The organism is Dorea sp. D27, from assembly GCF_001185345.1.
In the GTDB taxonomy this organism is placed as follows: domain Bacteria; phylum Bacillota; class Clostridia; order Lachnospirales; family Lachnospiraceae; genus Extibacter.
This window is the reverse complement of record NZ_KQ236744.1, coordinates 813,833-838,458: the sequence shown is the minus strand read 5'-3', so window position 1 is coordinate 838,458 and position 24,626 is coordinate 813,833. Positions and strand designations below refer to the sequence as shown.

27 protein-coding genes are annotated in these 24,626 nt (G+C 47.3%); 4 read left to right on the top strand and 23 right to left on the bottom strand.

Going from position 1 to position 24,626, the window contains the following annotated elements; genetic code table 11:
- Positions 1-76 precede the first annotated feature (76 nt).
- The 5 genes from HMPREF0980_RS18920 to HMPREF0980_RS10490 form a co-directional block, all read right to left on the bottom strand.
- The gene (locus HMPREF0980_RS18920; RefSeq protein ID WP_049729004.1) at positions 77-424 is read right to left on the bottom strand and encodes a gp53-like domain-containing protein; all 348 of its coding nucleotides are present in this window, start codon (positions 422-424) and stop codon (positions 77-79) included.
- 100 nt (positions 425-524) lie between these two features.
- The gene (locus HMPREF0980_RS19665) at positions 525-695 is read right to left on the bottom strand and encodes a hypothetical protein (RefSeq protein WP_157039367.1); all 171 of its coding nucleotides are present in this window, start codon (positions 693-695) and stop codon (positions 525-527) included.
- Between the two features lie 81 nt (positions 696-776).
- Positions 777-1,721: an AEC family transporter gene (locus HMPREF0980_RS10500; protein WP_049729003.1), complete on the bottom strand. Its 945-nt coding sequence runs from the start codon at positions 1,719-1,721 to the stop codon at positions 777-779.
- Positions 1,722-1,819: 98 nt separating this feature from the next.
- On the bottom strand, positions 1,820-2,623 hold the full coding sequence (locus HMPREF0980_RS10495; protein WP_049729002.1) for a protein-ADP-ribose hydrolase: 804 nt from the start codon (positions 2,621-2,623) through the stop codon (positions 1,820-1,822).
- Positions 2,624-2,643: 20 nt separating this feature from the next.
- Entirely contained in the window at positions 2,644-3,138 is a 495-nt protein-coding gene (locus HMPREF0980_RS10490; protein WP_049729001.1) for a DNA-deoxyinosine glycosylase, read from the bottom strand.
- A gap of 324 nt (positions 3,139-3,462) precedes the next feature.
- Here HMPREF0980_RS10490 and hydE point away from each other — a divergent pair, with 324 nt between their 5' ends.
- The 4 genes from hydE (at position 3,463) to HMPREF0980_RS10470 (ending at position 8,085) form a co-directional block, all read left to right on the top strand.
- On the top strand, positions 3,463-4,503 hold the full coding sequence (gene hydE, locus HMPREF0980_RS10485) for a [FeFe] hydrogenase H-cluster radical SAM maturase HydE (RefSeq protein ID WP_049729000.1): 1,041 nt from the start codon (positions 3,463-3,465) through the stop codon (positions 4,501-4,503).
- 37 nt (positions 4,504-4,540) lie between these two features.
- Positions 4,541-5,962: a [FeFe] hydrogenase H-cluster radical SAM maturase HydG gene (hydG, locus tag HMPREF0980_RS10480; RefSeq protein WP_049728999.1), complete on the top strand. Its 1,422-nt coding sequence runs from the start codon at positions 4,541-4,543 to the stop codon at positions 5,960-5,962.
- A 100-nt stretch (positions 5,963-6,062) separates the two neighbouring features.
- Complete coding sequence (hydF, locus tag HMPREF0980_RS10475) at positions 6,063-7,277, top strand: [FeFe] hydrogenase H-cluster maturation GTPase HydF (protein ID WP_049728998.1); 1,215 nt, start codon at positions 6,063-6,065, stop codon at positions 7,275-7,277.
- A 208-nt stretch (positions 7,278-7,485) separates the two neighbouring features.
- The gene (locus tag HMPREF0980_RS10470) at positions 7,486-8,085 is read left to right on the top strand and encodes a putative ABC transporter permease (RefSeq protein ID WP_049728997.1); all 600 of its coding nucleotides are present in this window, start codon (positions 7,486-7,488) and stop codon (positions 8,083-8,085) included.
- A gap of 87 nt (positions 8,086-8,172) precedes the next feature.
- Here the strand turns inward: HMPREF0980_RS10470 and HMPREF0980_RS10465 are convergent, their stop codons facing one another.
- The 18 genes from HMPREF0980_RS10465 to HMPREF0980_RS10380 all read right to left on the bottom strand — a co-directional run bounded on the left by HMPREF0980_RS10465 (position 8,173) and on the right by HMPREF0980_RS10380 (position 24,615).
- Positions 8,173-8,433 carry a hypothetical protein gene (locus HMPREF0980_RS10465; RefSeq protein ID WP_049728996.1) on the bottom strand — a complete coding sequence of 87 codons (261 nt, stop codon included), beginning with the start codon at positions 8,431-8,433 and terminating at the stop codon, positions 8,173-8,175.
- 189 nt (positions 8,434-8,622) lie between these two features.
- Entirely contained in the window at positions 8,623-9,258 is a 636-nt protein-coding gene (locus tag HMPREF0980_RS10460; protein ID WP_049728995.1) for a recombinase family protein, read from the bottom strand.
- Positions 9,259-9,428: 170 nt separating this feature from the next.
- Positions 9,429-10,157, bottom strand: coding sequence for an NAD-dependent protein deacylase (locus HMPREF0980_RS10455; protein WP_049728994.1), 729 nt, complete (start codon positions 10,155-10,157; stop codon positions 9,429-9,431).
- A gap of 136 nt (positions 10,158-10,293) precedes the next feature.
- On the bottom strand, positions 10,294-10,971 hold the full coding sequence (locus tag HMPREF0980_RS10450) for an HAD family hydrolase (RefSeq protein WP_049728993.1): 678 nt from the start codon (positions 10,969-10,971) through the stop codon (positions 10,294-10,296).
- Positions 10,972-11,003: 32 nt separating this feature from the next.
- Entirely contained in the window at positions 11,004-11,477 is a 474-nt protein-coding gene (locus HMPREF0980_RS10445) for a MarR family winged helix-turn-helix transcriptional regulator (RefSeq protein WP_049728992.1), read from the bottom strand.
- Between the two features lie 45 nt (positions 11,478-11,522).
- A complete protein-coding gene (locus HMPREF0980_RS10440) occupies positions 11,523-12,590 on the bottom strand; it encodes an NAD(P)H-dependent flavin oxidoreductase (RefSeq protein WP_049728991.1) in 1,068 nt (355 codons plus the stop codon).
- Between the two features lie 11 nt (positions 12,591-12,601).
- Positions 12,602-14,302 (bottom strand): acetyl-CoA carboxylase carboxyl transferase subunit, encoded by a 1,701-nt coding sequence (locus tag HMPREF0980_RS10435; RefSeq protein ID WP_049728990.1) that lies wholly within the window; start codon positions 14,300-14,302, stop codon positions 12,602-12,604.
- A gap of 12 nt (positions 14,303-14,314) precedes the next feature.
- The gene (locus HMPREF0980_RS10430; RefSeq protein WP_049728989.1) at positions 14,315-15,649 is read right to left on the bottom strand and encodes an acetyl-CoA carboxylase biotin carboxylase subunit; all 1,335 of its coding nucleotides are present in this window, start codon (positions 15,647-15,649) and stop codon (positions 14,315-14,317) included.
- A 9-nt stretch (positions 15,650-15,658) separates the two neighbouring features.
- The gene (gene fabZ / locus HMPREF0980_RS10425) at positions 15,659-16,087 is read right to left on the bottom strand and encodes a 3-hydroxyacyl-ACP dehydratase FabZ (protein ID WP_049728988.1); all 429 of its coding nucleotides are present in this window, start codon (positions 16,085-16,087) and stop codon (positions 15,659-15,661) included.
- Between the two features lie 93 nt (positions 16,088-16,180).
- A complete protein-coding gene (gene accB, locus HMPREF0980_RS10420; RefSeq protein WP_049728987.1) occupies positions 16,181-16,660 on the bottom strand; it encodes an acetyl-CoA carboxylase biotin carboxyl carrier protein in 480 nt (159 codons plus the stop codon).
- 16 nt (positions 16,661-16,676) lie between these two features.
- A complete protein-coding gene (gene fabF / locus HMPREF0980_RS10415; protein ID WP_049728986.1) occupies positions 16,677-17,915 on the bottom strand; it encodes a beta-ketoacyl-ACP synthase II in 1,239 nt (412 codons plus the stop codon).
- Between the two features lie 32 nt (positions 17,916-17,947).
- Entirely contained in the window at positions 17,948-18,685 is a 738-nt protein-coding gene (gene fabG, locus HMPREF0980_RS10410; RefSeq protein ID WP_049728985.1) for a 3-oxoacyl-[acyl-carrier-protein] reductase, read from the bottom strand.
- Positions 18,686-18,698: 13 nt separating this feature from the next.
- Complete coding sequence (gene fabD / locus HMPREF0980_RS10405) at positions 18,699-19,664, bottom strand: ACP S-malonyltransferase (protein ID WP_049728984.1); 966 nt, start codon at positions 19,662-19,664, stop codon at positions 18,699-18,701.
- Positions 19,657-20,595 (bottom strand): enoyl-[acyl-carrier-protein] reductase FabK, encoded by a 939-nt coding sequence (gene fabK / locus HMPREF0980_RS10400; protein WP_049728983.1) that lies wholly within the window; start codon positions 20,593-20,595, stop codon positions 19,657-19,659. Before fabK ends, fabD begins: the two co-directional genes overlap by 8 nt.
- A gap of 28 nt (positions 20,596-20,623) precedes the next feature.
- A complete protein-coding gene (locus tag HMPREF0980_RS10395) occupies positions 20,624-20,848 on the bottom strand; it encodes an acyl carrier protein (RefSeq protein ID WP_049728982.1) in 225 nt (74 codons plus the stop codon).
- A gap of 52 nt (positions 20,849-20,900) precedes the next feature.
- Positions 20,901-21,866 carry a beta-ketoacyl-ACP synthase III gene (locus HMPREF0980_RS10390; protein WP_049728981.1) on the bottom strand — a complete coding sequence of 322 codons (966 nt, stop codon included), beginning with the start codon at positions 21,864-21,866 and terminating at the stop codon, positions 20,901-20,903.
- A 180-nt stretch (positions 21,867-22,046) separates the two neighbouring features.
- Positions 22,047-23,453, bottom strand: a complete 1,407-nt coding sequence (locus HMPREF0980_RS10385) for a lipopolysaccharide biosynthesis protein (protein WP_049728980.1) — start codon at positions 23,451-23,453, stop codon at positions 22,047-22,049.
- Positions 23,443-24,615 carry a polysaccharide pyruvyl transferase family protein gene (locus HMPREF0980_RS10380; RefSeq protein WP_049728979.1) on the bottom strand — a complete coding sequence of 391 codons (1,173 nt, stop codon included), beginning with the start codon at positions 24,613-24,615 and terminating at the stop codon, positions 23,443-23,445. Before HMPREF0980_RS10380 ends, HMPREF0980_RS10385 begins: the two co-directional genes overlap by 11 nt.
- Positions 24,616-24,626 lie beyond the last annotated feature (11 nt).

Below are 24,626 nucleotides of genomic sequence, written 5' to 3'. Positions count from 1 at the left end.
TTGTCGTAACTGCAGCCTGGAAGTTATTTTGTACCAATGTTGAAAGAGAACGTGTTTCCATACTCTCATCTTTACATTATTTCCAACGGCCCTCAGCCATCCAATGAAAACTGACCCCTGATATAGCTTCTCCATTGTGCTGGCGTGTGTAAACGTACGCGTATGAAGGTTTATTAGGCTGCACACTACACAGGAATGCTATGTATGAGGATGAATAGTACTCTGCCGTTGCTACCATATGATACTTATCATCTACAAATGAGATAGGGAATGTAATGGTTGAAAACGCTTGGCTTGCAGATGTTCCTTTCCCATGCATTTTTAATCTTCCATCTGACCATTGTTCATACATTATTCCATTTCTGGTGCCGGAATCGACAATATAAATGGACAATTTATCACTTAAATTTGTAACTTCTTCCATTCACTCTTTTCCCTGTCTTGCATCCAGCGCATATCCCTCTTTCGTCGTCTCAAGATTATTCGCGATATTCACTGGTCCTGCCGGACCCTGGTCTCCTTTGTCACCCTTTGGGCCCTGAATTCCTTGTGGGCCGGTAGCACCCGGGTCGCCTTTCGGACCAGTTGCGCCTGTCGGACCCGGTGGCCGGCACCAGCGTGTCAGTTTTTCCTATATACCAGTTGCCGTTTTCACCAATGTAGATTTCCGGTATGAAGCTTGTTGTTTCTTCCAAATGTATGTCCTCCTATTTGATTTGATAGCTGTATCCTATCAAATGCAATTGGGACATAGTGGGACTCTATCTGGCCCCGGCTCAGAGCATCCCCAATGACTTCAGTATATATAGCCAGCCTGTAAGGGAAAATGCGCTAAAGAATGTAGTCAGCATAATAACGCTAGAGGATAAAATGCCATCATGTCCCATATTCTTTGCCATCACATAACAGCTTACTGTCGTAGCAGATCCGAGCATGACAAGTATTGCGACCAGCTTCTCTTCCCGAAATCCCATCTGGACGGCTGCCGGCAGAAACAAAGCGCAGAACCCCAACAGCTTTAAGGCTGAGGCAGCAAGAGCAGGTTTCACTTTTGCAAAAGCCTTGCGGACATCAAAAGAGGCGCCCATCGCCATCAGCCCCATAGGTGTTGCCATTCCTGCTATGCCAGTAACTGTTTTTTCCATAATATGAGGTATCGGGATTTTAAGCGCGGACCATAATAAACCAGCTGCAATGCCGACGATAATCGGATTTGTAACTATTCCCCTCAGCGTCGCCTTTAGCATCTTGCTGTTTAATTTCTCGCGCCCGGGACAAAAGAGCGATAGCATAGCGACTGCCATAACATTGTATAACGGCACGCTTCCAATAATCATGAGCGGCGCCATCCCTGCATTTCCGTATATATTCTGAATGAACGCGATTCCCAGAAGCGCCGCACTGCTGCGGTAAGAAGACTGGATAAATTCACCCTGAATCGTCCTGTCCTTCCATAAAAAGGAGACCGTCACTGATATGGCGATGCTGACAATAGTCGCCAATAAGCAGAACATGACAAACCGCGTATCCCAGACCTGGCTGAAATCCACCGTAGCAAGATCGTTAAACACAAGTACCGGGAGTGGGACAAGAAATACAAACCGGTTCATCTTCGCCGCGAAATCGTCGTCAATCCATCCGATATATTTGAATAACAGCCCCAGAAGCATCAACACAAAAATAGGAACGGTCGCATTTAAACTAAAAATCAAATTATCCATGGTACCTCCCTGTCCGAATTTGGAACACCCAAGATTTGATTGGGGACGGAGGTTTTTTAGTTTTCCTCCGTCCCCAACTCGTTTTGCCGTGTCCCTTTTTAGCGAAATATTTTTTTGTATATATTGTAATCATCGTTTTTATACACATTTATCACCACGCGTTCCACATTTGATGTGGATAAGTATTTATCTATTACGTGGATAGCGATTTCTGCCGCCAGCTTATTTGGGAAATGGAATTCTCCTGTTGAGATGCAGCAGAATGCGATAGATTTCAGACTGTGTCTTTCCGCCAGCTTCAGACAGCTTTCGTAGCAAGATTTTAACTGTTCTATCTGCTGATTGGTCACCTTTCCTCCAACTATCGGGCCTACGGTATGTATGACGTGGCCAGCTGGCAGATTATAGCCCGCTGTTATCTTTGCTTTTCCGGCTGGCTCCTCGTGCCCCTGTTCCTCCATTATCTTAGCGCATTCATTGCGAAGCTGAAGTCCTGCTGCCGAGTGGATTGCATTATCTATACATCCATGGCACGGGACAAAGCATCCCATTAACTGGGAATTGGCGGCATTGACAACCGCATCTGCTCTGAGTCTGGTGATATCCCCCTGCCAGAGAATTATCCGGTCGGCATTTTTAATTTCGGTACATGGATATTCGTCTCCGATAACCGGGAGCTTCCTGACATCTACAACCCCTTTTTCGTCCAATTCCTCTTGCAGCAGTTTATCCTGAACATTTAACACTTCCGGGGATACCGGCCCCGGAAATCGAACGTTCATCAGACTTCGTAAAAGTCTTCTCTTCTCCTGCATATCCACAGGCTTTGGAATAGACGCATAACCCGGGTTCTCCGCAAGCAGCTGGTCAATCAAATACTCTATCTTTTCTTCTCTGTCCATATGCCACCCCTTCCTATCTATTAGATATATTGTTTTATAGCCAAATATGACTCATACAGTTCCTCGTAGGTCATCCTGCAGTTTGCAGGACTTGTTGACGGCAGTGTAACCGCCTCGATACCAGTCTTTGGCAGACAGTGCCGCTTATACAGCTGAGCCGCCTTTGTACCTGTAGCAAACACTGCCTGTATCGGAGCATTTTCCAATATGATGCCTAAATCATTCGCCACGGGATTACGGATGCTGCTGTCATCCGCCCCCTTTATCTCGCAGCCTGCCAGCACGTCCCACACTGCGATTTTATATTTCAGGGCAAATGCTGTCTTTTCTTCTTTCGTCTGTGGCAGCGGTGCCCCACATACATCCGAAACAACTTTCCAGAAACGGTTCCTGGGATGGCCGTAATAGAAGCCAGCTTCCCGGGACTTTGGGGATGGCATTGTGCCTAGCAGCAGTATACGGGATTGTTCATTATAAATAGGCTCAAAATTGTGAATAATATATTCTTGATGCATCTTCATATCTCCTGTCCACATAACGCCAGTTGACTAAGCAACGTAAGGATAAGAACAGCCAATTGACGCCAATCATTCATACTATACAGCATCACGCGCAGCACGTCAAACGGTGTGTTGAAATTCGTGAATTCTTAAACTTTTATTGAGTAAATTTATCCATTATGCTATAATTCATACAAACGTACTAATCACAAAGGTCATTCCTGAGTGAAAAGGCGCACAGAAAGTTCGATATAAAAGGGGATACTATCCTTTGACGAAGGTCTGCGCCTGTAGGTGCAGATTTTTTTATTTCCTACGATATTCTTCCAGAGGTGATATATGAGAGAGCTCATCGATAAGCTGCAGGAAAACAAGGCTTTATCCAAACAAGAATGGAACGTACTGATTGAGGGACGGTCACCAGAACTCGCTGAGTATCTGTTTCGGCAGGCACGCAGCGTTCGCCATATATATTACGGACATGATGTGTATGTGCGGGGACTGATAGAATTTACAAATTACTGCAGAAATGACTGTCTCTACTGCGGAATCCGTAAAAGCAATCTGAATGTATCCAGATATCGGCTGTCTAAGGAGGAGATTCTCTCCTGTTGTGATACAGGTTACAGCCTCGGTTTCCGTACTTTTGTACTCCAGGGTGGTGAGGATGCCTATTATGACGACTCCCGCCTGTGTGACATCATAGCAGCTATAAAGAAAGGCTGGCCGGACTGTGCCATTACTTTATCGGTCGGGGAACGTGGCTATGACAGTTATAAGGCGCTCCATGACGCAGGGGCTGACCGTTATCTGCTCAGGCATGAAACATATGATGCCGGACACTATGCAAAGCTGCACCCGCCTCTGTTAAGGGCGGCAGACCGCCAGGAGTGCTTGTGGAATCTGAAAAAAATCGGTTACCAGGTAGGAACCGGCTTCATGGTTGGCTCACCTTTCCAGACCGCAGAGCATCTTGCTGAGGATATGCTTTTCATAAAGGAACTAGACCCGCAGATGGTTGGCATCGGCCCATTCATTTCCCATCGTGACACACCATTTGCCGAACGGCCCTCCGGCACGCTGGAGCTCACATTATTTATGCTTGGACTGCTGAGGCTCATGGTTCCTAAAGTGCTTCTACCAGCCACGACAGCCCTCGGAACGATTCATCCTCAAGGGCGGGAGCTTGGAATCCAGGCCGGTGCAAATGTCGTCATGCCAAATCTATCTCCTACATCTGTCAGGAAAGATTATGCTCTTTATGACAACAAAATCTGTACCGGAGATGAAGCCGCGGAATGCAGGAACTGCCTGGAACGCCGCATGGAGTCTATCGGATATCACGTAGTCACCAAACGTGGTGATTCACTGAATATATAACTTTAAAAATTTTATAAAATGACGGAGGAAATGTACTATGTATGATGTAAACTCAAAACATGCGGACGATTTCATCAATCACGAAGAAATCCAGGAAACTCTGGCCTATGCCGACGAGAACAAAAATAACCTTGCATTGATCGAGTCACTTATCAAGAAGGCTGAGCTTAGAAAGGGGCTGACCCACCGTGAAGCTTCTGTTCTGCTCGCCTGCGAAGATGCGGATATGAACGAGAAAATCTTCCGTCTGGCAGAACAGATAAAAAAGGATTTTTACGGAAACAGGATTGTTCTGTTTGCTCCGCTGTATCTTTCTAACTACTGTATAAACGGCTGTACATACTGTCCGTACCACTTGAAGAATAAGCACATTGCACGGAAAAAACTGACACAGGATGAAATTCGTAAAGAAGTCATTGCTCTGCAGGACATGGGACATAAGCGGCTGGCCCTCGAAGCAGGAGAAGATCCGGTACACAATACGATGGAATACTATCTGGACTGTATCAACACCATTTACAGCATCAAACATAAAAATGGCGCAATCCGAAGAGTCAATATCAACATCGCGGCTACAACGGTGGATAATTACAAGTTGTTAAAAGAAGCAGGAATCGGCACCTACATCCTCTTCCAGGAGACATATCACAAGGAAAGCTACCTACAGCTTCATCCAACAGGGCCAAAGCATGATTACAACTATCATACCGAAGCTATGGACCGAGCCATGGAAGGCGGTATAGATGATGTGGGCGTCGGCGTATTGTTCGGTCTTGACAAATTCCGTTATGAATTTGCCGGACTGCTCATGCATGCAGAGCATCTGGAAGCCGCTTTCGGAGTGGGTCCACATACTATCAGCGTACCACGCCTGCGTAATGCAGACGATATCGATGCCGACGCATTTACAAATGGCATCGATGATGACACCTTTGCTAAAATTGTTGCCTGTATACGAATCGCTGTACCTTATACTGGTATGATCATCTCTACACGTGAAAGCCAGAAAACGCGTGAAAGGGTTCTTCATCTTGGCATCTCCCAAATCAGCGGCGGTTCCAGGACGAGTGTAGGCGGCTATTGCGAACCGGAGCCGGAAGATGAGAAATCCGAGCAGTTTGATGTCATCGACAACCGTACGCTCGATGAAGTCGTACGCTGGCTTATGGAGATGGACTATCTGCCAAGCTTCTGTACCGCCTGTTATCGTGAAGGCCGTACAGGCGACCGCTTCATGTCTCTGTGCAAGAGCGGGCAGATACAAAACTGCTGCCATCCAAACGCTTTGATGACGCTGGAAGAATATCTTATGGATTACGCATCACCTGAAACGAAAGCCATAGGAGACAAATTGATAGATAAAGAAGTCTTAAACGTTCCAAACGAAAAAGCACGACAGGTCGTACTCGAAAATCTTCGCCTCATACGCGAAAACAACAGACGAGACTTCCGATTTTAAACAATTGGGGACGGAGGTTTTCTAAAAAAACTCCGTCCCCAATTAAAATATCCCTGTCCCTTTTTTAATTTACCATGTCCCTGACGGAAAGGAATAATATATGAGCTTAAACAGCACACCTTCTTCTGAACGTATACATATCGGTATCTTCGGAAAACGCAATGCAGGCAAATCCAGCATTATCAATGCCCTTACAGGGCAAAATCTGGCTATCGTATCGGATGTTAAAGGTACGACTACCGACCCAGTTCTCAAGGCAATGGAGCTTCTTCCACTCGGCCCGGTCGTTATGATTGACACACCAGGACTTGATGACGATGGCGATTTGGGCGCTCTCAGAATACAAAAAGCATATCAGGTATTGAATAAAACAGATATTGCAATACTTGTCGTCGACGGGACTGTCGGGATGACCGAAGAAGACTATGCGATATTAAGACGTATTAAGGAAAAGGCCATCCCATCAGTCGTCGTTTTGAATAAGGCAGATATCGCTGTGCCCGGACGGTTTATGGATGCCGCATCACTTGGACTAGCCCCGGAAGATTATTTTATGTGGGTGAGCGCATCAGATAAGAGCAATATATATGAGTTGAAAGAACTTATTGCAACACTTGTTCCCCCAGATGATTCTAAGTTAAGAATTGTAAGCGATCTTGTCAAGCCGTCTGACTTTATATTACTCGTTGTTCCAATTGACAAGGCTGCTCCTAAGGGACGTCTGATATTACCTCAGCAGCAGACCATACGCGATATTCTGGAAGCTGATGCAGCTGCTGTCGTCATAAAAGACAATGAGTTATCCCGCACCCTTTCCGCTCTTGGAAAAAGGCCGGCCATGATTATAACTGACAGTCAGGTATTTGGAAAGGTATCGAAAGAAACACCGGATGATATTCCACTTACATCGTTTTCAATCTTGTTCGCAAGATATAAAGGCAGTTTAAGAGCAGTGGTAGACGGTGCAAGGACATTAGACACATTGGACGACGGTGATACGGTTCTCATAGCTGAAGGATGTACACATCACAGACAATGCGACGATATCGGCACTGTAAAGCTGCCCAGCATGGTTCAAGATTACACGGGGAAAAATATCAACTTTGAATTTACAAGCGGTACAGAATTTCCAATTGACTTATCCACATATAAGCTGGTTATCCACTGCGGTGGCTGCACTTTAAACGAACGCGAAATGAAATACCGCCTGAAATGTACAGAAGATGCACATTTACCAATCACGAACTATGGAGTCGCCATAGCACATATGAATGGTATACTGGAGCGGAGCATAGAAATATTCCCAGAATTATAAAAAGGGACACCCTATTTTTAATTGGGGACGGAGGTTTTTTAGTTTTCCTCCGTCCCCAATTTCTCGTCCCCAATTTCTTCAGAACTTCTAAAACTTGCTGTATAATTCTTTATAAATTCTTCATAAACACTACAATACATCTTTATTTCTTTTCGTTACAATATTCATATCAAATAGAACATTATCTTTTCCTAGGGGGGATTTTGATATGAAGGCAATGGCAAAGAAAATTGAAAGCACTGTTTTATCACTCAGTCCGTTTACTGAATTAAACTATGAACGTACGTATTCTATTGATTCCTTAATTTTGATGTTTTTTGCGTTTTCTGGCATTGGCTGGGTATGGGAAGTATTTTTACATATCATAGAAGACGGTATGATTATAAACCGTGGTGTTATGACAGGCCCATGGCTTCCTATATACGGTATGGGCGGCGTCTTGATACTGGTTGTCCTAAAGAGCTGGAGAGACCGCCCTATGCAGCTGCTTTGTCTGATTATGGGATTATGCGGAGTAATCGAATATGTAACCAGCCTTATGCTGGAAACATTATTCGGTGCAAGATGGTGGGATTACAGCGACATGTTCCTTAACATCAACGGCAGGGTTTGCGTGGAAGGCCTTGTAATATTCGGTATCGGCGGTCTTTTCTTTATATATATCATCGCTCCTAAAATGGACAACCTGCTACAGCGGTTCTCGTCAAGGTCTAAATTCATTGTGTGTGTATTTTTGACTGCTGTATTTCTGGGCGACCTTTTGCACATGTTTATAGCACCTAACATGGGATTCGGTATAACCTCATAAACATATATAATATAAACAGAGCAAATGCGGGCCGGGGACGGAGGTTTTTTTAAAAACCTCCGTCCCCGGCCCGCATTTGCTCTGTCCCTATTGAAATCCTCTTTTCCACAATTTGTGGATTAAGTATTCTTTTGCCTCTTTACAATCTTTTATATGTATTGAATTGTTTCCGACAATATATTCGACCGTCTCCTGCCATTCTTTTAATTCGTATTCGTTTTCATCTATTGACTCTATTGCTCCCAGCACTTTATCCCTATATATAGGCAGAATGACATCGGACAGGTAGATGCATCCTGATTTGGATGCTATCACCTCCAACAGCTCTTCCTTCGTATTCTTTTTCATCTTCCATTCCCTTCCCACGCTTATCCACTACATCCCCTCATAGAAACATGGCTATAAAATCAGACATTTTTATCCATCAATGATACTATTATTTTATGTAACTGCTTTAATTAAGTAGGATTCGTGTTAAAAAGCTTTTAATTTTATTGATTTCATGTGGAAATTTAAGTCTACATTTCCATCCAATTTTTATACCTTTTTGTCGCCCATATAAATATCATTCTCCTCTATATAGAGCTTTATCCATTTAGAAACTGTCGTATGGTTTGTCCCCATAATCTTCCCTGCCCTGCGCATGCTTATCTTGCCCTGTCTCCACAGTTCAAACACGTGGGGGAACTCCTCCGGTATCTCTTTTGCCGGACGGCCGAAAGCTACTCCTCTTAACTTGGCAACCGCAATCCCTTCCGCCTGCCTCTGCCGTATATTCTCGCGTTCAATCTGGGCTACATATGACAATATCTGTAATACGATATCTGCAATGAACTTACCAGTGAGTCCATTCACATGGTTCCTCGTATCCAGCAAAGGAAAATCTATGACGACGATATCAACATCTTTCGTTTTGGTCAGGAGCCTCCATTGTTCTATGATTTCATCATAATTTCTTCCTAACCGGTCGATTGACTTTACGAACACCACATCTCCAGCACGCAGCTGGTTCATCATCTTCTGGTAATTGGGACGGTCAAAATCTTTTCCGGACTGTTTGTCTATGTATATATTTTCCTCTGGCACCGGCACTTTTTCCAACGCTGCAATCTGACGCCCGATATTCTGTTCCTTGCTTGATACCCTGACATAACCATAGCATATTCTTTCCATACTAATCTCTCCTTCTTCGTATATAATATCGTAAATGAGAGTATTATATATTTCCAAATATTACCATATGTTATGATTTAAAATAGATATTTCATCAGAATGATACTACAAAATAAAGTTACGAAACACCCGAAGATGCCTCGTAACTTTATTCTCTGTCAACATGTTCTTCAACTGTGTACCGCTATCTGTCCAAGCACCTCCCCAATTGGTTCTGCTATCGTCAGATCTGCGCCGACTTCCTTTGCCGTAGCGCTTTTGTTAATCACCACAAGATGGCGGCCTCTGAAATAATCGATAAATCCCGCCGCCGGATACACTATAAGCGAGGTGCCGCCGATAATCAGCGTATCGGCTTCGCAGATTGCCTTTATGCTTTCGGATATGACTTCCGCATCCAGGCTTTCTTCGTAAAGAACGACATCCGGCTTAATGAGTCCGCCACATCCGCACCTTGGGACACCGTCAGCATGTTTGACATATGAAGCATCAAAGAACTTACCGCACTTCTGACAGTTATTTCTGTGTATGCTTCCGTGAAGCTCCAGTACATTCCTGCTTCCGGCTGCCTGATGCAGTCCGTCAATATTCTGTGTCACGATTGCCGCCAGCTTTCCGGCCTCTTCCAGTTCCGCCAGTTTCTTATGGGCCGGGTTCGGCTCTGCATCCAGAAACATCATCTTCTCCTTATAAAACTCAAAAAAATCCTCTGTATTTCTCGAAAAAAAGCTGTGGCTCACAATCTGTTCGGGCGAGAATCGGTACTTCTGCCTGTAAAGTCCATCCGCACTTCTAAAATCAGGAATGTGACTCTCTGTAGATACCCCCGCACCTCCGAAAAATACGATGCGGCTGCTCTCATCAATAATATCCTGAAGCCTTCTTATATCCTCATCCATTGTATAGCCTCCTTTCCGTTTTTTCTAAATATTCAACTGCCATACGTCTGCATTGCCATTAACTGATATTCTTCTGTTATTCTATTATAACGCAAAAAAGCCATGCTGTAATTGATCAAATACAGCATAGCCTTCGTTATCTCTGTCCGCGGCTCGTCCCCGTGTTCGTTGACTTTATCCAGTCTATCACTTCGAGCAGGCTGCCCATCCGGGCCGTTATCCCATCCAGAACCGTTTCAGGTATATCTGTTTCATCCGGGATATATATGATATATCCCCCGGCCGCCTTGCCCGCCATTACCCCTGCTGTACTGTCCTCCAGCACAAGACATTCCGCAGGACTGCAGCCAAGCTCTTCGGCCGCTTTCCAGAAAATGTCCGGTGCCGGCTTGCTCTTTTCCACCGCATCTCCACAGATGCAGGCCGACAGGTACCCATAGGCTCCTGCACGTCTTATGATATCCACTGCCCTGTCACGGGCGGTAGACGTGGCAACCGCCATGGGAATCTGCTCTTCCTTCAGATAGTCCATCAGTTCAAACAGTCCCTTTTTGATGGGTATGCCGTCTCTCTCCGTAAGCATTTCAAAAAACTCATGCTTAACTTCCTTCACATATTCATAATCCACATCCGGTCCAAGTGCTTCAGAAAATAGCCTTCTTATCTGCGCCGGGTTGCCGCCCCTGAAACTTTCAATAAGACTGTCATTGATATCCAGCTCCAGCTTCTCCCCGGCCATCTGCCATGTCACGGTAGACAGATGTTCCGTATCGAACATCGTGCCGTCCATATCAAATATTACGCCTCTTACCATCTGCTCTCTCCTGCCTTCTGTACTCTGCCTTCTTAACTCCTGCTGCCCTTCCCGTCGTCTCGGTGCTGGCTGTAGCCGCAGAAGAAATCATCAAGAGCGTCCAGCGTCTTAACCAGTACCGGAATCTCGTCTTCGCTGAGCTTATCCAGTATGGCCTGTGTCATCTGGCGGTGATAGTCTTCATGGTGCCTGTATGCGCTTACCCCTTTATCCGTCAGCTTTACATACACGACCCTTCTGTCTTCCTCGCTTCTCCTGCGCTCCACGTACTTTTTATTCACAAGGCTGTTCATGGCAGTAGTGAGAGAGCCTACGGTGATGCCAAGCCTGCGGGCTATCGCTGACATATTATTACCGTCCCCGAGGCCAACCGCCTCTATCACATGCATGTCATTATTCGTCAGGTCTTTGAACTCCTCTGTAATAATTGCCTTTTCCTCCAGCTCCCATATCTCATTGATCAAGTTCACCAGTATATGGTTAATCGTCTTATAAGCGTTTTCCATCTTACGCTCCCTCTTTGAATGCCAACAACATTTACCTGTCTACCATTATACCCTCTCCGGCAGAAGAGAATCAATAACTTCTTTTACGGTTTCTATCCGTTCTGCCTTATATGCATTGGCTCCGCAGAACAGAAGCGCGTCCTCCACCTCTCCTCTGGCCGCATGGATAAGCGCGTCCGTAATGCAGTACGGAATCTCGTCCGGGCTGCATTTGTGAAGGCAGCCATGACACGGGCTGTGAGGTATTCTCTTCCCTGACAGCACCTGCTCCATAAATGAATTCTTAATCGCTCTCCCCGGCATGCCGACCGGGCTTTTAACGATAACAATATCTTTTTCCCCGGCTCTTAAGTACGCTTCTTTATAACGGTTGTCTGCATCACACTCTTCCGTCGTGACGAACCTGCTGGCCACCTGTATGGCATCTGCCCCGAGGGAAAATGCGTGGGCGGCCTGTGAGGCAGTCTCTATCCCTCCTGCGATTGCAACGGGTATCTTCCGGCTATATTTGTCTTCATATCCCTTTACTGTCTCCATTATCCTCAGAATCTCCGCATCATAGGAATCCCCTCCAAATATCTCCAGCTGTTCCCTCGTAAACCCGAGATGACCTCCGGCCTCCGGTCCTTCGATAACGAGCAGATCTGGGATACGCTTATATTTTCTATCCCAGTATTTTAAAATTACCTGGGCAGATTTATCCGTGGAAACGATGGGGGCCAGCTTCACCTCTGAATCACCGGCAATCTTCGGAAGTTCTGTCGGAAGACCTGCGCCAGAGATAATCAAGTCCGCTCCTGTCTCTATCGCCGCACGTACGTATGTCTCATAATGGCGCATCGCCACCATGATATTGAACCCGATTACTCCATGCGGCGCCGCCTGCCTGGCCTTGTCATATTCTTTCCGGATTGCCCGCAGGTTTGCCTCCAGCGTATTCCTGTCAAAATCAGGTTCTTTAAAACCAATCTGGGCGGCAGAGATTATCCCTGTACCGCCCTCTCGTGCCACAGCCCCGGCCAGGCCGCCCAGACTGATTCCGACGCCCATACCGCCCTGTATGACTGGTACCTCTGCTCTGATATTTCCCATTACCAACGGTGCTGTTTTCATCCTGACATCTCCTACATTCTGCGGAACCGCTTATATCTGTGCTCAGTCAGCTCTTCTTCCGACATCTGCCCGTAAGTTCCGAGAAATCCCTCCATATATTTCTTAAGCTTTGATGCAACCTCTTCCAGGTTTTGTATCGTATAGTGTCCCGGCTCTTTTATGATGCGCTCGACGATTCCCGCCTCAAGCAGATCTCCGGCCGTAAGCTTCATGACCTCTGCCGCCTCTTTTGCCCGTGTGCTGTCCTTCCACAGAATACTGGCAAATCCTTCCGGGGACAGGATAGAGTACACCGAGTTCTCCAGCATCCATACTTCATCCGATGTCGCCATGGCAAGGGCACCGCCGCTTCCGCCTTCTCCGATTATGACAGATAATACAGGCACCTTGAGTGCGGACATTTCATAGATGCATCTGGCAATTGCCTCGCCCTGCCCCCGCTCTTCTGCCTCCAGCCCACAGAATGCGCCAGGCGTATCAACAAAGCAGATGACGGGACGGCGGAACTTTTCCGCCTGTTTCATGAGTCGCAGTGCTTTCCGATATCCGTCCGGGGACGGCATGCCAAAATTACGTTCAATATTTTCCTTCGTATTTGTCCCCTTGGCCTGAGCGATAACCGTCACAGGACGGCCGCCAAACCTTCCTACTCCCCCGATAATGGCCTTGTCATCTGCAAAACACCGGTCTCCGTGGAACTCTATAAAATCTGTAAACATGGCGTGGATGTAGTCTTCCCCCACCGGGCGGTCTTTCATCCTCGATATTTCCACCCGGTCCCATGCAGACGCTACTTTATTATATTGTTCCGGAATGATATCCTTTTCCGGAATACCGGCCGCCGTCTTCCCGCATCCGGCATGGAGCTTAAGAATACGTGATAGCGTGCCTTTGAGCTTTGGCCGCTCAATAATTCCATCTATGAATCCATGTGCAAGCAGAAACTCGGAACGCTGGAACCCCTTTGGCAGCTTCTGGCCGATTGTCTGCTCAATAACCCTTGGTCCTGCGAAGCCTATGAGCGCGCCCGGTTCCGCCAGGATGATATCTCCCAGCATGGCAAAGCTGGCCGTCACACCGCCGGTTGTCGGATCTGTCAGCACACTGATATACAGATGTCCGGCATCACTGTGTCTTTTCAGCGCGGCGGACGTCTTTGCCATCTGCATAAGGGAAGTGATGCCTTCCTGCATCCTTGCGCCCCCGGAGCAGGCAAATATAATGACCGGAAGCTTTACCTCTGTGGCCCGCTCCACCGCCCTTGCTATCTTCTCTCCGACAACTTCTCCCATGCTGGCCATGAGAAAGCGGCCGTCACATACGGCGATTACCGCATCTGTTCCGTCTATACGGGCTTTGCCCGTAATGACCGCCTCTTCCAGTCCTGTCTTCTCCTTCAGAGCTTCCAGCTTCTCTTCATACCCTTTATAGTCCAGAGGGTTTCTTGTCGTAAGTCCTTTGTCCCATTCTTCAAATGTTCCTTCGTCAGCTACCATCTCTATCCTGCGGTATGCATGTACCCGGAAATATCCTCCACACTTTGGACAGATGTAACCACCTGCTTTTACGTCTTCCGTAATGATAGCCTGGCCGCATCGATTACATTTTCTCAAAAGTCCCTGAGGCACTTCCGGCTTGGCTTCCTTAAGCGAGATGTAATTCTTCCGGCTGGAAGAAAGCCTTGTCTTCTTGAACATATTTTCTAATTTCATAGGAGCTCACCTTTACATTTTCTCAATAAATTCAATGTCTATGTTGCCTGCCTGATAATCAGGATGGCCTAATATCTCATACTGGTAGTCTACATTTGTATCAATTCCTTCGATAATCACTTCGCCGAGGGCGCTCTGCATCTTACGTATCGCTTCTTTTCGGTTCTTGGCCCATACGATGAGCTTCGCTACCATGGAGTCGTAGAAAGGGGGAATCGTATACCCGCTGTAGATTGCCGAATCTATACGGATTCCTTTGCCTCCCGGAAGATACATGTCTGTTATCGTGCCTGGGGAAGGGCGGAAGCCTTTCGACGGATTCTCCGCATTGATCCTGCACTCGATGGCATGGCCGGACAGCTGTATCTCTTCCTGTGTGTAGGAAAGAGGTCTGCCGGAAGCAATACGTATCTGCTCTTTGATCAAATCAATGCCGGTTACCCATTCGGTTACCGGATGTTCTACCTGGATCCGCGTATTCATTTCCATAAAGTAAAAGTTCCCGCTTTTCTCCAGCAGAAATTCTATCGTACCGGCATTGACATATCCTGCCGCCTTCGCTGCCTTAACCGCCGCGTCACCCATCTTCTTCCTGAGATTTTCATCCAGCGCTACGGAAGGGGATTCTTCTATCATCTTCTGGTGGTTCCTCTGGATAGAGCAGTCACGCTCTCCAAGGTGTATCACGTGTCCCTGGCTGTCCGCTAAGATCTGAAACTCGATATGTCTTGGCTGTTGTACAAAGTGTTCGATATACATTGTACTGTCGCCAAACGCCATCTGCGTCTCTTTCTGGGCAGTCTGGAATGCCTGAGGGAATTCCTCCGGCGTCTCTGCCACCCGCATCCCCTTGCCGCCTCCTCCGAGAGCCGCCTTCACGATAACCGGGTAGCCAATCTGGGCCGCTATGCCGGCACCAGTCTCCGCATCATATATAGGCTCTGTGCTCCCAGGTATGACCGGTACCCCTGCCGCAGTCATGGTATTTCTCGCTTCCTGCTTGTTCCCGAGTCTGGCGATTACGTCGGAGCCCGGGCCGATGAATGTAATGTTGCACTGTTCACACAGTTCTGCAAATTTACTGTTCTCGGACAGAAATCCAAATCCTGGATGGATGGCGTCTGCCCCCGTAATTATCGTCGCGCTGATGATCCGGTCCATACTCAGATAGCTCTCGCTCGACGGAGCAGGACCGATGCATACAGCCTCGTCAGCCAGCTGTGTGTGTAGGGCATCTTTATCTGCTTTTGAATATACAGCCACCGTTTCTATCCCCATCTCCCGGCATGCACGGATGATGCGCACCGCAATCTCGCCGCGGTTGGCAATCAATATCTTCTTAATCATGTAACTCACCTATCCAATCATAAATGTCAGTTCCGCGCTTACGACTGTCTTGCCGTCCACGGATGCTATAGCTTCTCCTATACCGACAGGCCCCTTCTGCTTGATAATCTTCGTCTCCAGGCGTACCTTGTCTCCGGGTATGATTTTGCCCTTGAACTTGCATTTGTTGATACCGCCGAAATAAGCAATCTTACCTTCATTCGCCTCCTGGCTCAGGATGGCCACTGCTCCCACCTGCGCAAGCGCCTCTACAGTAAGCACGCCCGGCATCACCGGTTCCTGGGGGAAATGGCCCGCAAAGAAGTCCTCTCTGTATGTGACACATTTATAGCCGATTGCATATTGTCCCGGCTCGTAATCCTCGATATAGTCAACCAGAAGAAATGGATGACGGTGAGGGATGATTTTCTTAATCTGACTGATGTCCAAATGATTCATAATTCCTCCTTGGGGACGTGATCTTTTTCAAAAGGGTTACGTCCCAAATTGAACTTTGCCCTGTACCTGATTGCATTTTGTCCTGTACCTTTATTAGCGAATGCGGAACAATGGCTGGCCGTATTCTACTGCCTGGCCGTTTTCTACTAGTATTTCTGTGATTGTGCCGTCGTAGTCGCTCTCTATCTCGTTCATCAATTTCATAGCCTCTACAATTGCCAGTGTCTGGCCCTTTTTTACGGTATCGCCGACGGACACGAAGGCTTCGGCGTCTTCTGACGGTGCTGTGTAGAAGGTTCCTACAAGGGGAGATTCTACAATCTTCCCTTGGGGCCGAGCTGATAAAGCGGCTGCTTCCGGCTCTTCTTTTTGTGCCGCGTCGCTCTGGGCGGAAGCTGCCATTGGGGCCGCCGCGGACGCCCCGGTCATGGCAGCCTGCCCGGCAGCCACGACGTGCACGTTATCCTGTTTCTTTGTGAGATGAAGCTTTACTCCGTTTTCTTCGTATTTTAATCCGGTCAGCTCTGACTCTGATACGGCTTCTATAAGTGATAGCAGATGTTTAATTTCCATAATCTTTAAGTCCTTTCTAACCTTCGTATTTCTTCACTAATAAGGTTGCGTTATGCCCGCCGAACCCGAGGGAATTGGTAAGCACGTATGTGAGGTCCTTCTCTATCGGTGCCCCGACCGCATAGTTTAAATCGCACCCTTCGTCCACGGTCTCCGTACCGGCCGTCTGGTGGATGAATCCGTCCTGTATGGACTTTACGCAAGTGATAAACTCCACTCCGCCGGCTGCTCCAAGGAGATGGCCAATCATAGATTTGGTGGAATTGATTACGACGTCTTTTGCCGCCTCCCCAAGCGCCAGCTTGATTGCCCTTGTCTCGAACAGGTCATTGTGATGGGTGCTCGTTCCGTGCGCATTGATATAATCAACCTGTGACGGTTTGATTCCGCCCTCCTCTATTGCCAGGGTCATTGCCTTAGCAGCTCCCCCTCCGTCCTCTGACGGTGACGTGATGTGGTACGCGTCCCCCGTGGAACCATAGCCTGCTACTTCCGCATATATTCTGGCACCTCGTTTCCTGGCATGCTCCAGCTCTTCCAGCATGACGACACCGGCACCCTCGCCGAGGACAAATCCATTTCTGTCCCTGTCAAATGGAATAGAAGCGCGCTTCGGGTCTGTGGATGTAGAGAGTGCGGTCAGGCTTGTAAAGCCCGCCACGCCTGTCGGACAGATGCAGCTCTCCGTCCCACCTGCAATCATGACGTCGGCATCTCCGTACTGGATTGCCCGGTAAGCATCTCCGATACAGTTCGTGCCCGATGCACAGGCAGTCACCACATTGGTACATTTCCCCTTGAAACCGAGCTGTATGGAAATGTTTCCTGCTGCCATATTGGAAATCATAAGAGGCACCATGAGCGGATTCACCCTGCCCGGCCCCTTTTCTTTAATCTTCGTATGTTCCTGCTCCACACGCTGCAGGCTGCCGATGCCTGAACCTACGATGACTCCCGCCCGGTAGGCGTCCTCCCGTCCAATATCAAGTCCAGAATCCTTATATGCTTCCAGAGCCGCAGCTACCGCATACTGGGAAAATAATTCCATCCGTTTTGCAGCTTTGAAATCCATATGGTCTTTTGCCGAGAAATCCTTAACCTCCGCCGCAAGCTTCACTTTATATTCTGTTGTATCAAATTTCGTTATCTCTCCGATACCTACCTTTGACTCTTTGATACCGGACCAGAACTCTTCTACAGAATTTCCTATCGGAGTCACTGCTCCCAGTCCTGTAACCACAACTCTTTTCTTCATATCGCTGTCTCCCTCTATCATCTGCACTTATGCTACATTACCATGCCGCCGTCTACGTGGATTACCTGTCCGGTTATATATGCGGACGCCTCTGACGCGAGAAATGCAGCCAGCTTCGCCACATCTTCCGGCCTGCCAAACCTTGCGAGTGGTATCTGGGATACCGTTGCCTCTTTTACCTTCTCCGGCAAAGCATCTGTCATGTCTGTCTCTATAAAACCGGGGGCAATCGCGTTCACCGTAATGCCACGGGATGCAAGTTCCTTGGCCGCCGCCTTCGTAAGCCCGATGACGCCTGCCTTGGACGACGCATAGTTTGCCTGGCCGGCATTGCCCGCAACACCCACCACAGAGGACAGATTGATAATTCTCCCGCTCCTCTGCTTCAGCATCTGGCGGGAAGCGAAACGAATCGTATTGAATGCACCTTTTAAGTTGACATCAATCACTTTGTCGAAGTCTTCTTCAGACATCTTCATCAACAGCCCATCCTTTGTAATGCCGGCGTTATTGACAAGAATATCCAGGCTTCCAAACTGCTTTACGATGCCTTGAACAAGCTCTTCGCATTTTGCAAAGTCAGAAACATTACACTGATATACCTCTGCCCTTCCGCCTCTGCTCTCTATCTCCTCTTTCAAATCCATCGCCTTATCCTGGGAGCCGTTATAGTTAATTACTACCGTGGCGCCTCCTTTGGCAAGTTCCAGGGCAATTGCCCGGCCTATGCCCCGCGATCCTCCTGTGACAAGTGCTACTTTTCCTTCCATGCCGTGCCTCCTTCTAATCCAATCTGCAAGCGCTGATTACCTTCTCCATGTCAGCCCATTCTGCAATATTATATACCGTAACAGCCCGGTTGATCTTCTTCATGAAGCCGGCCAGTGTCCTGCCCGGTCCTATCTCTATGAATATATCCACACCGTCTGCTGTCATCGTCTCCACGCTCTGCTGCCAGCGCACCGGCATGCTTACCTGTTCCGCAAGCAGTGCTTTTGTCTGCGCGATGTCCATCACCTTTTTGGCAGTCACGTTCGTCACATACGGCACCGCCAGCTCATGAAGCTCAACTTTTTCCAGTTCTGCCGCAAGCCTGCTGCCTGCCTCCTTCAGCATGGGCGAATGAAACGGCCCGCTTACGTTAAGCGCGACAGCCCTTTTAGCCCCTGCTGCTTTCAGCGCGTCACAGGCCTCTTCTACCGCTTTTGCCTCTCCGGTAATGACAATCTGACCCGGGCAGTTATAATTGGCAATCGTAACCCCCGCCATATCATCTGTCACCTGCTCAATGGCTTCCCCCGTCATGCCGAGGATAGCCGCCATGGCTCCCACTCCCGCAGGCACGGTGTTCTGCATCAGTATGCCGCGCTTACGCACAAGACGGACAGCGTCCATAACATCCATCCCTCCTGCGGCTGCAACGGCGCAATACTCTCCGAGGCTTAAGCCCGCGGTGACCGCCGGGGTCAGGCCCCCTCCGCTTTCTGACGGCATGGCTGATGACCCCTTTGCCGCATCGTTCAAAGTTTCTGTTATGGCCAGGCACGTCGTCACGAGTGCCGCCTGTGTATATTCTGTCAGATCAAGCTTTTCATTTTCCTCGAAGCACAGCGCTTTCATATCCAGTCCGAGCGCTTCGGAGGCTTTATCGTATATGTCCCGGGCAATGGGGCTGTTCTTGTAGAAATCTGCTCCCATCCCTGCTTTCTGTGACCCCTGGCCCGGATAGATAAATGCAATCTTACTCATAGACCTTCGCTCCTTTTACCAGCGCGTCTGTCTCGCTTACCAGCTTCTGAATCAGCTCTTTGCACGACATTCTCTCTTTTACCATGCCTGCAATCTGTCCTGCCATGACGCTTCCGTTCTTCACATCGCCGTCCACAACCGCTTTCCTCAGGCCTCCAAGCGTAAGGTACTCCAGTTCTTCAAAACTTGCTCCGTTATTTTCCAGTTCCATATATTTCTTCGTCATCTCGTTGCGAAGTGCCCGCACCGGATGTCCGGTCGTTCTTCCCGTCACTCTGGAATCGATATCCTTCGCCTTGATGATTCTCTCTTTGTAATTGTCATGCACGATGGATTCATCCGTCACCACAAAATGTGTGCCCATCTGTATGCCCTGCGCTCCGAGCATAAATGCTGCGGCTGCGCCTCTGCCATCCGCGATGCCTCCCGCGGCGATGACAGGGATATGTACCGCATCCACAATCTGCGGCACAAGCACCATCGTCGTATTCTCGCCGATATGACCGCCGGCCTCGCATCCTTCTGCCACGACAGCGTCCGCGCCGCAGCGTTCCATACGTTTTGCAAGGGCTACAGAAGCAACCACAGGAATCACCTTCACTCCTACCTCTTTCCACATTTTCATGTATTTTTCAGGATTACCGGCTCCGGTCGTGACAACTTTCACGCCTTCTTCAACGATTACCTTAGCCACTTCATCCGCATAGGGGCTCATGAGCATGATGTTCACCCCGAACGGCTTATCTGTCAGCTTCTTCGCCTCCCTGACCTGGTCTCTCACCCAGTCTGCCGGAGCACTTGCCGCGCCGATAAGTCCAAGCCCGCCGGCCTCGGATACTCCCGCTGCCAGATGGTACTCTGCGACCCAGGCCATGCCCCCCTGGATAATCGGATATTCAATTCCCAATAATCTGGTTACTTCTGTCTTCATACTGCCAACCTCGCTTTATTCGTTCTGTTTATTTGTGTGCTTCTACGTATTTGATAACATCGCCGACTGTTGCAATCTGCTCCAGGTCTTCCGTCGGAATCTCCACGCCGAACTCTTCTTCCAGCGCCATCACTAATTCAAATAAGTCAAGAGAGTCTGCACCCAGGTCATCTTTGAAGGAAGAAGTTTCTGTGATTGTGCTCTCCTCTACTCCTAAGTTTTCTGCTACCATTGATTTAATCTTGTCTAACATCGTCATTCTCCTTTATAAACATTTTTTATATAGTTTCGCCAGAAGGCGTAACTTACTGCCATTCAAGGACGCTCGCTCCCCAGGAAAGGCCTGCGCCGAATCCCGCGATAATAATCCGCTGCCCCTTTTTCAACCGTCCGTCTCTGTTCATTTCATCTAGCAATATAGGAATACTTGCAGATGACGTATTGCCGTATTCCTGAAGATTCATAGGAAATTTTTCCATATCTTCCCCAAGCCTTTTTGCAACGGCTTCTACAATACGCTTATTCGCCTGGTGGAGGACGTAATAGTCAATATCCTGCGCAGACAGCTCATTCATGTCCAACACCTCACGAATTACTTCCGGAACGCGCCGTGCTGCAAATTTGAACACCGCCTGGCCGTCCATCTGCATATACGTCTCTTCCTCAGGAAGACTCTTCCAGTTCTTTACGTAACGGCTCTTGCATGTTAATGCATCACCTTTCCATCCGTCAGAATGTGTTACAGATTGATACACACGTCCACTTGCAGCTTTCAGAACCGCCGCTCCCGCACCGTCGCCAAACAGGATACACGTCCCGCGGTCCTTCCAGTTTGTAAGGGTGGACAGGCTTTCACTGCCAATCACCAGAGCACAGTTGTACATACCGCTTGCAATGTATGCCATTGCAGTATTATAAGCAAAAACAAACCCCGAGCATGCCGCGCCGCCCAGGTCAAAGCAGGTCGCATTGACCGCGCCGATAGCTTTCTGCACACAGCAGGCCGCACAGGGAAGGATGACATCAGAAGAAATCGTTGCCACAAGTATCAGATCGATATCTTCCGGGCGGGTCCTTTTGTCCTCAAGAGCACGACTGGCTGCCTCTGCCGCCATGGAAACGGTAGTTTCCTCCTGTATAATATGTCGGCGAATGACTCCTGTCCGTTCACGGATCCACTCGTCGCTCGTCTCTACAATTCTTGCAAGGTCATTGTTGTCCATCGTATAGGACGGGGTATAAGATCCCGTTCCGTGTATTACTGCTGTCATGTGATTATCCTCTTGATATACATTTCAGACGGTTACGTCTGGATTGATGCTTTCCGGTTTTATTGTTTTGTGTTTCAATTATTTTGACTTTCAAAGTATATATCCAAAAAATATATTTGTCAAGTAGTTTGAGTATCAAAATAATACGACACAAATAGACATTCCGTATTGCCGCCATGTCTATTTGCGCATAATTATTTTTTTGATTTCCTTAACATCTCCTTTAAACATAAACAAGTAGAGTATAAACATACCTGCAAATAACACGGTTCCGGCCCACTCAAGCAGACTTCCGCACAATATAAAAGCGGCCACCATAACCGTTTCTGCTGCAATAGTTTTCACGCAGCTCCTCTTCATAATCTTACATATCTTGATTTCACCCACGCAGCACCTGTATGCCAATACGGCTAATATAGCAAGCATTGCTCCTGTCAGACTGTCTAAAATATATATGGTAAAAAAAGACAATGCAAATGCCAGTGCAACAGATACGATGTTTATTTTAAATAGAATCTTTTCTTCCCTCAACGTTTTCAGATAGGTGGATACGAGAACAGAGCTCTTACACTCATATACGCAGATCGGAAGCAGAAATGCAGCATAACCGATGCTGGCTTCATACTGTGGCAGCCACCAGATAAGGAGTTTGGTCATAGGGTAATAGAATATCATACATCCGAACAAGCCTATTACGACGACGCTGTTGATCATCGGATACAGCCTTGACAACTCCTTCCTGTCTGCCCTGCGCAGCGCCGGGAACAGCGTGACGGCAACTGCATTGATGCACTGCAGAAATACATTTGCGATGCTGATAGTAAGGGTAACCTCAGCAAAAGTCGTGATACTCCAGTGATTCTCTATACACCATCTCGTAATACCTATAATTATCGTTCCCGCTAACGTGGCAAATAATAGCTTATACCCACTCTGGATTGCTTTTTTCCCCTCTGCCGCTGCCAGCTTCATATCTACTCTTTTTCGTGACGTAATATCCTTACAGCAGAAGATGACATAGACAAGCGACAGCACTCTGCCAGCCGCATCCAGCATAATGAGCAGAAGATAGCTCTTCACCCCACACAGCACTGCAATAATACTGAGACCGACCGAACCCCCTCTCCATATTACGATTGTCAGGCTGTATTCTTTTATCCTGTTTGTCGCCTGGATAATAAACTGAAGATATCTCCAGATATTAACGACAGCACCTGCAAAGCAAGAGAATGAAAAGACTATTTTTTTCTCCGGTGTCAAAGGAGATATAAGGACTATTACAAATAATACTGAAAAAACGATTGCTATGAACGCCGAAAGCAGACGGTATTGGGCTGATAGACTCTGTTTATCAATATCATGATAAGCCATTCCTCCGATGTCCAGATATGTTCCTTCCGGCCAACCTAATGCGGCAATGGAACTGTAAGTGACATAAAAAATGTATAATTGGTAATACCCATAGGCATCTACACCTATGAACTTTGGAATAATCAGCATTGCCGCCATCCCAAGTATAACAGATATGATATTTGCCCCGACACTATATGAAAGATTGGTTAAAAATTTATTATATTTAATCTTCAATTGTACTTCCTTTGCTATTCTCACTCAGATACTGCAATGAATGTTCTCGTTGTACTTTTAACTGTTCATCAATATATCTCCAGTCAATCTCTCTTCTGAACACTTGCCGGAAGTTTTCTACATTTGCGTCTGTCTTGCGCTCTGAAAGTCCTATTTTTTTCAAAAGACCTTTCTGGCGGTTATTATTGACTGTCTTTTTCCCTGATGTGTCGGTCCTGTCAAGAACAACGAACCTTTTGTGGAAAAGAAGAGAGAAGCATAATCCGTGAAAGCTGTCTGTAAAAACGATGTGGGCATTATCGATCAGAGATAACCATTCCTGAGGGCCTGCCTCATATATCTTGATATGTGCAAAGTCTTCATCTTCTTTCTTGTAATGACCCTGTGCATGGGGAATGGACAGAATCTTTATTCCCTCTTTATCACAGTACTCTCTGATTGCTTTTCTCTGCCTCTTATCCACACCTACAAGATATACAAAGGCATACCTCCCATACGTTTCATGTAATCCACTTCCAACCGTTCTCCACTCATCCCCGCTTAACAGCAGCGTCGGGTCAAGAGACACCTCGCACCGTCTGCCGCACTTTTGTTCTATAATCTTTTTTGCTTCATACTCTCTAACCGATACCGCATCCAAATCTTCAACCGCATACCGCAGATATTCCGACTCCCTGTCCGTCAGTAATTCTACCCCCATAGATGCAGCGTAAGATATTTTCTTTGTTTTTTCTCCTGCAAACTTCAAAAAGTAGATGTCATTCCATAATCCGGGATTCCAGATCTGGTCACTTCCTGCAACTATAATGTTGTATTTATCTTTGCAATCTTTGATGCTGCTTTCATCATATGAGGCACTGTGGGGTATCTTCTCCATAAATTTTTCGAAGTTTACAACTCTGTTCCTCATCCCGGCCTTAATGCGGGGGGTAGTAAAATGAACCATTTTTAAGCCTGCTTTTCTCTTTAATATGCTGATAATTTCTGACATCTGCAATTTTTTCATCTTGTGGATAACTAAATTTTTGTAGTTTTGGCAATAATCAATTACTTCAGCATCATATCCCTGCCTTTCCATTACTTTAACCATGGCATAGGCCTGCAGTATTCCCCCATAATTATAGTTTTTATGATATAACGTTATCACTCCACATTTTTCCATCGTAATTCCTC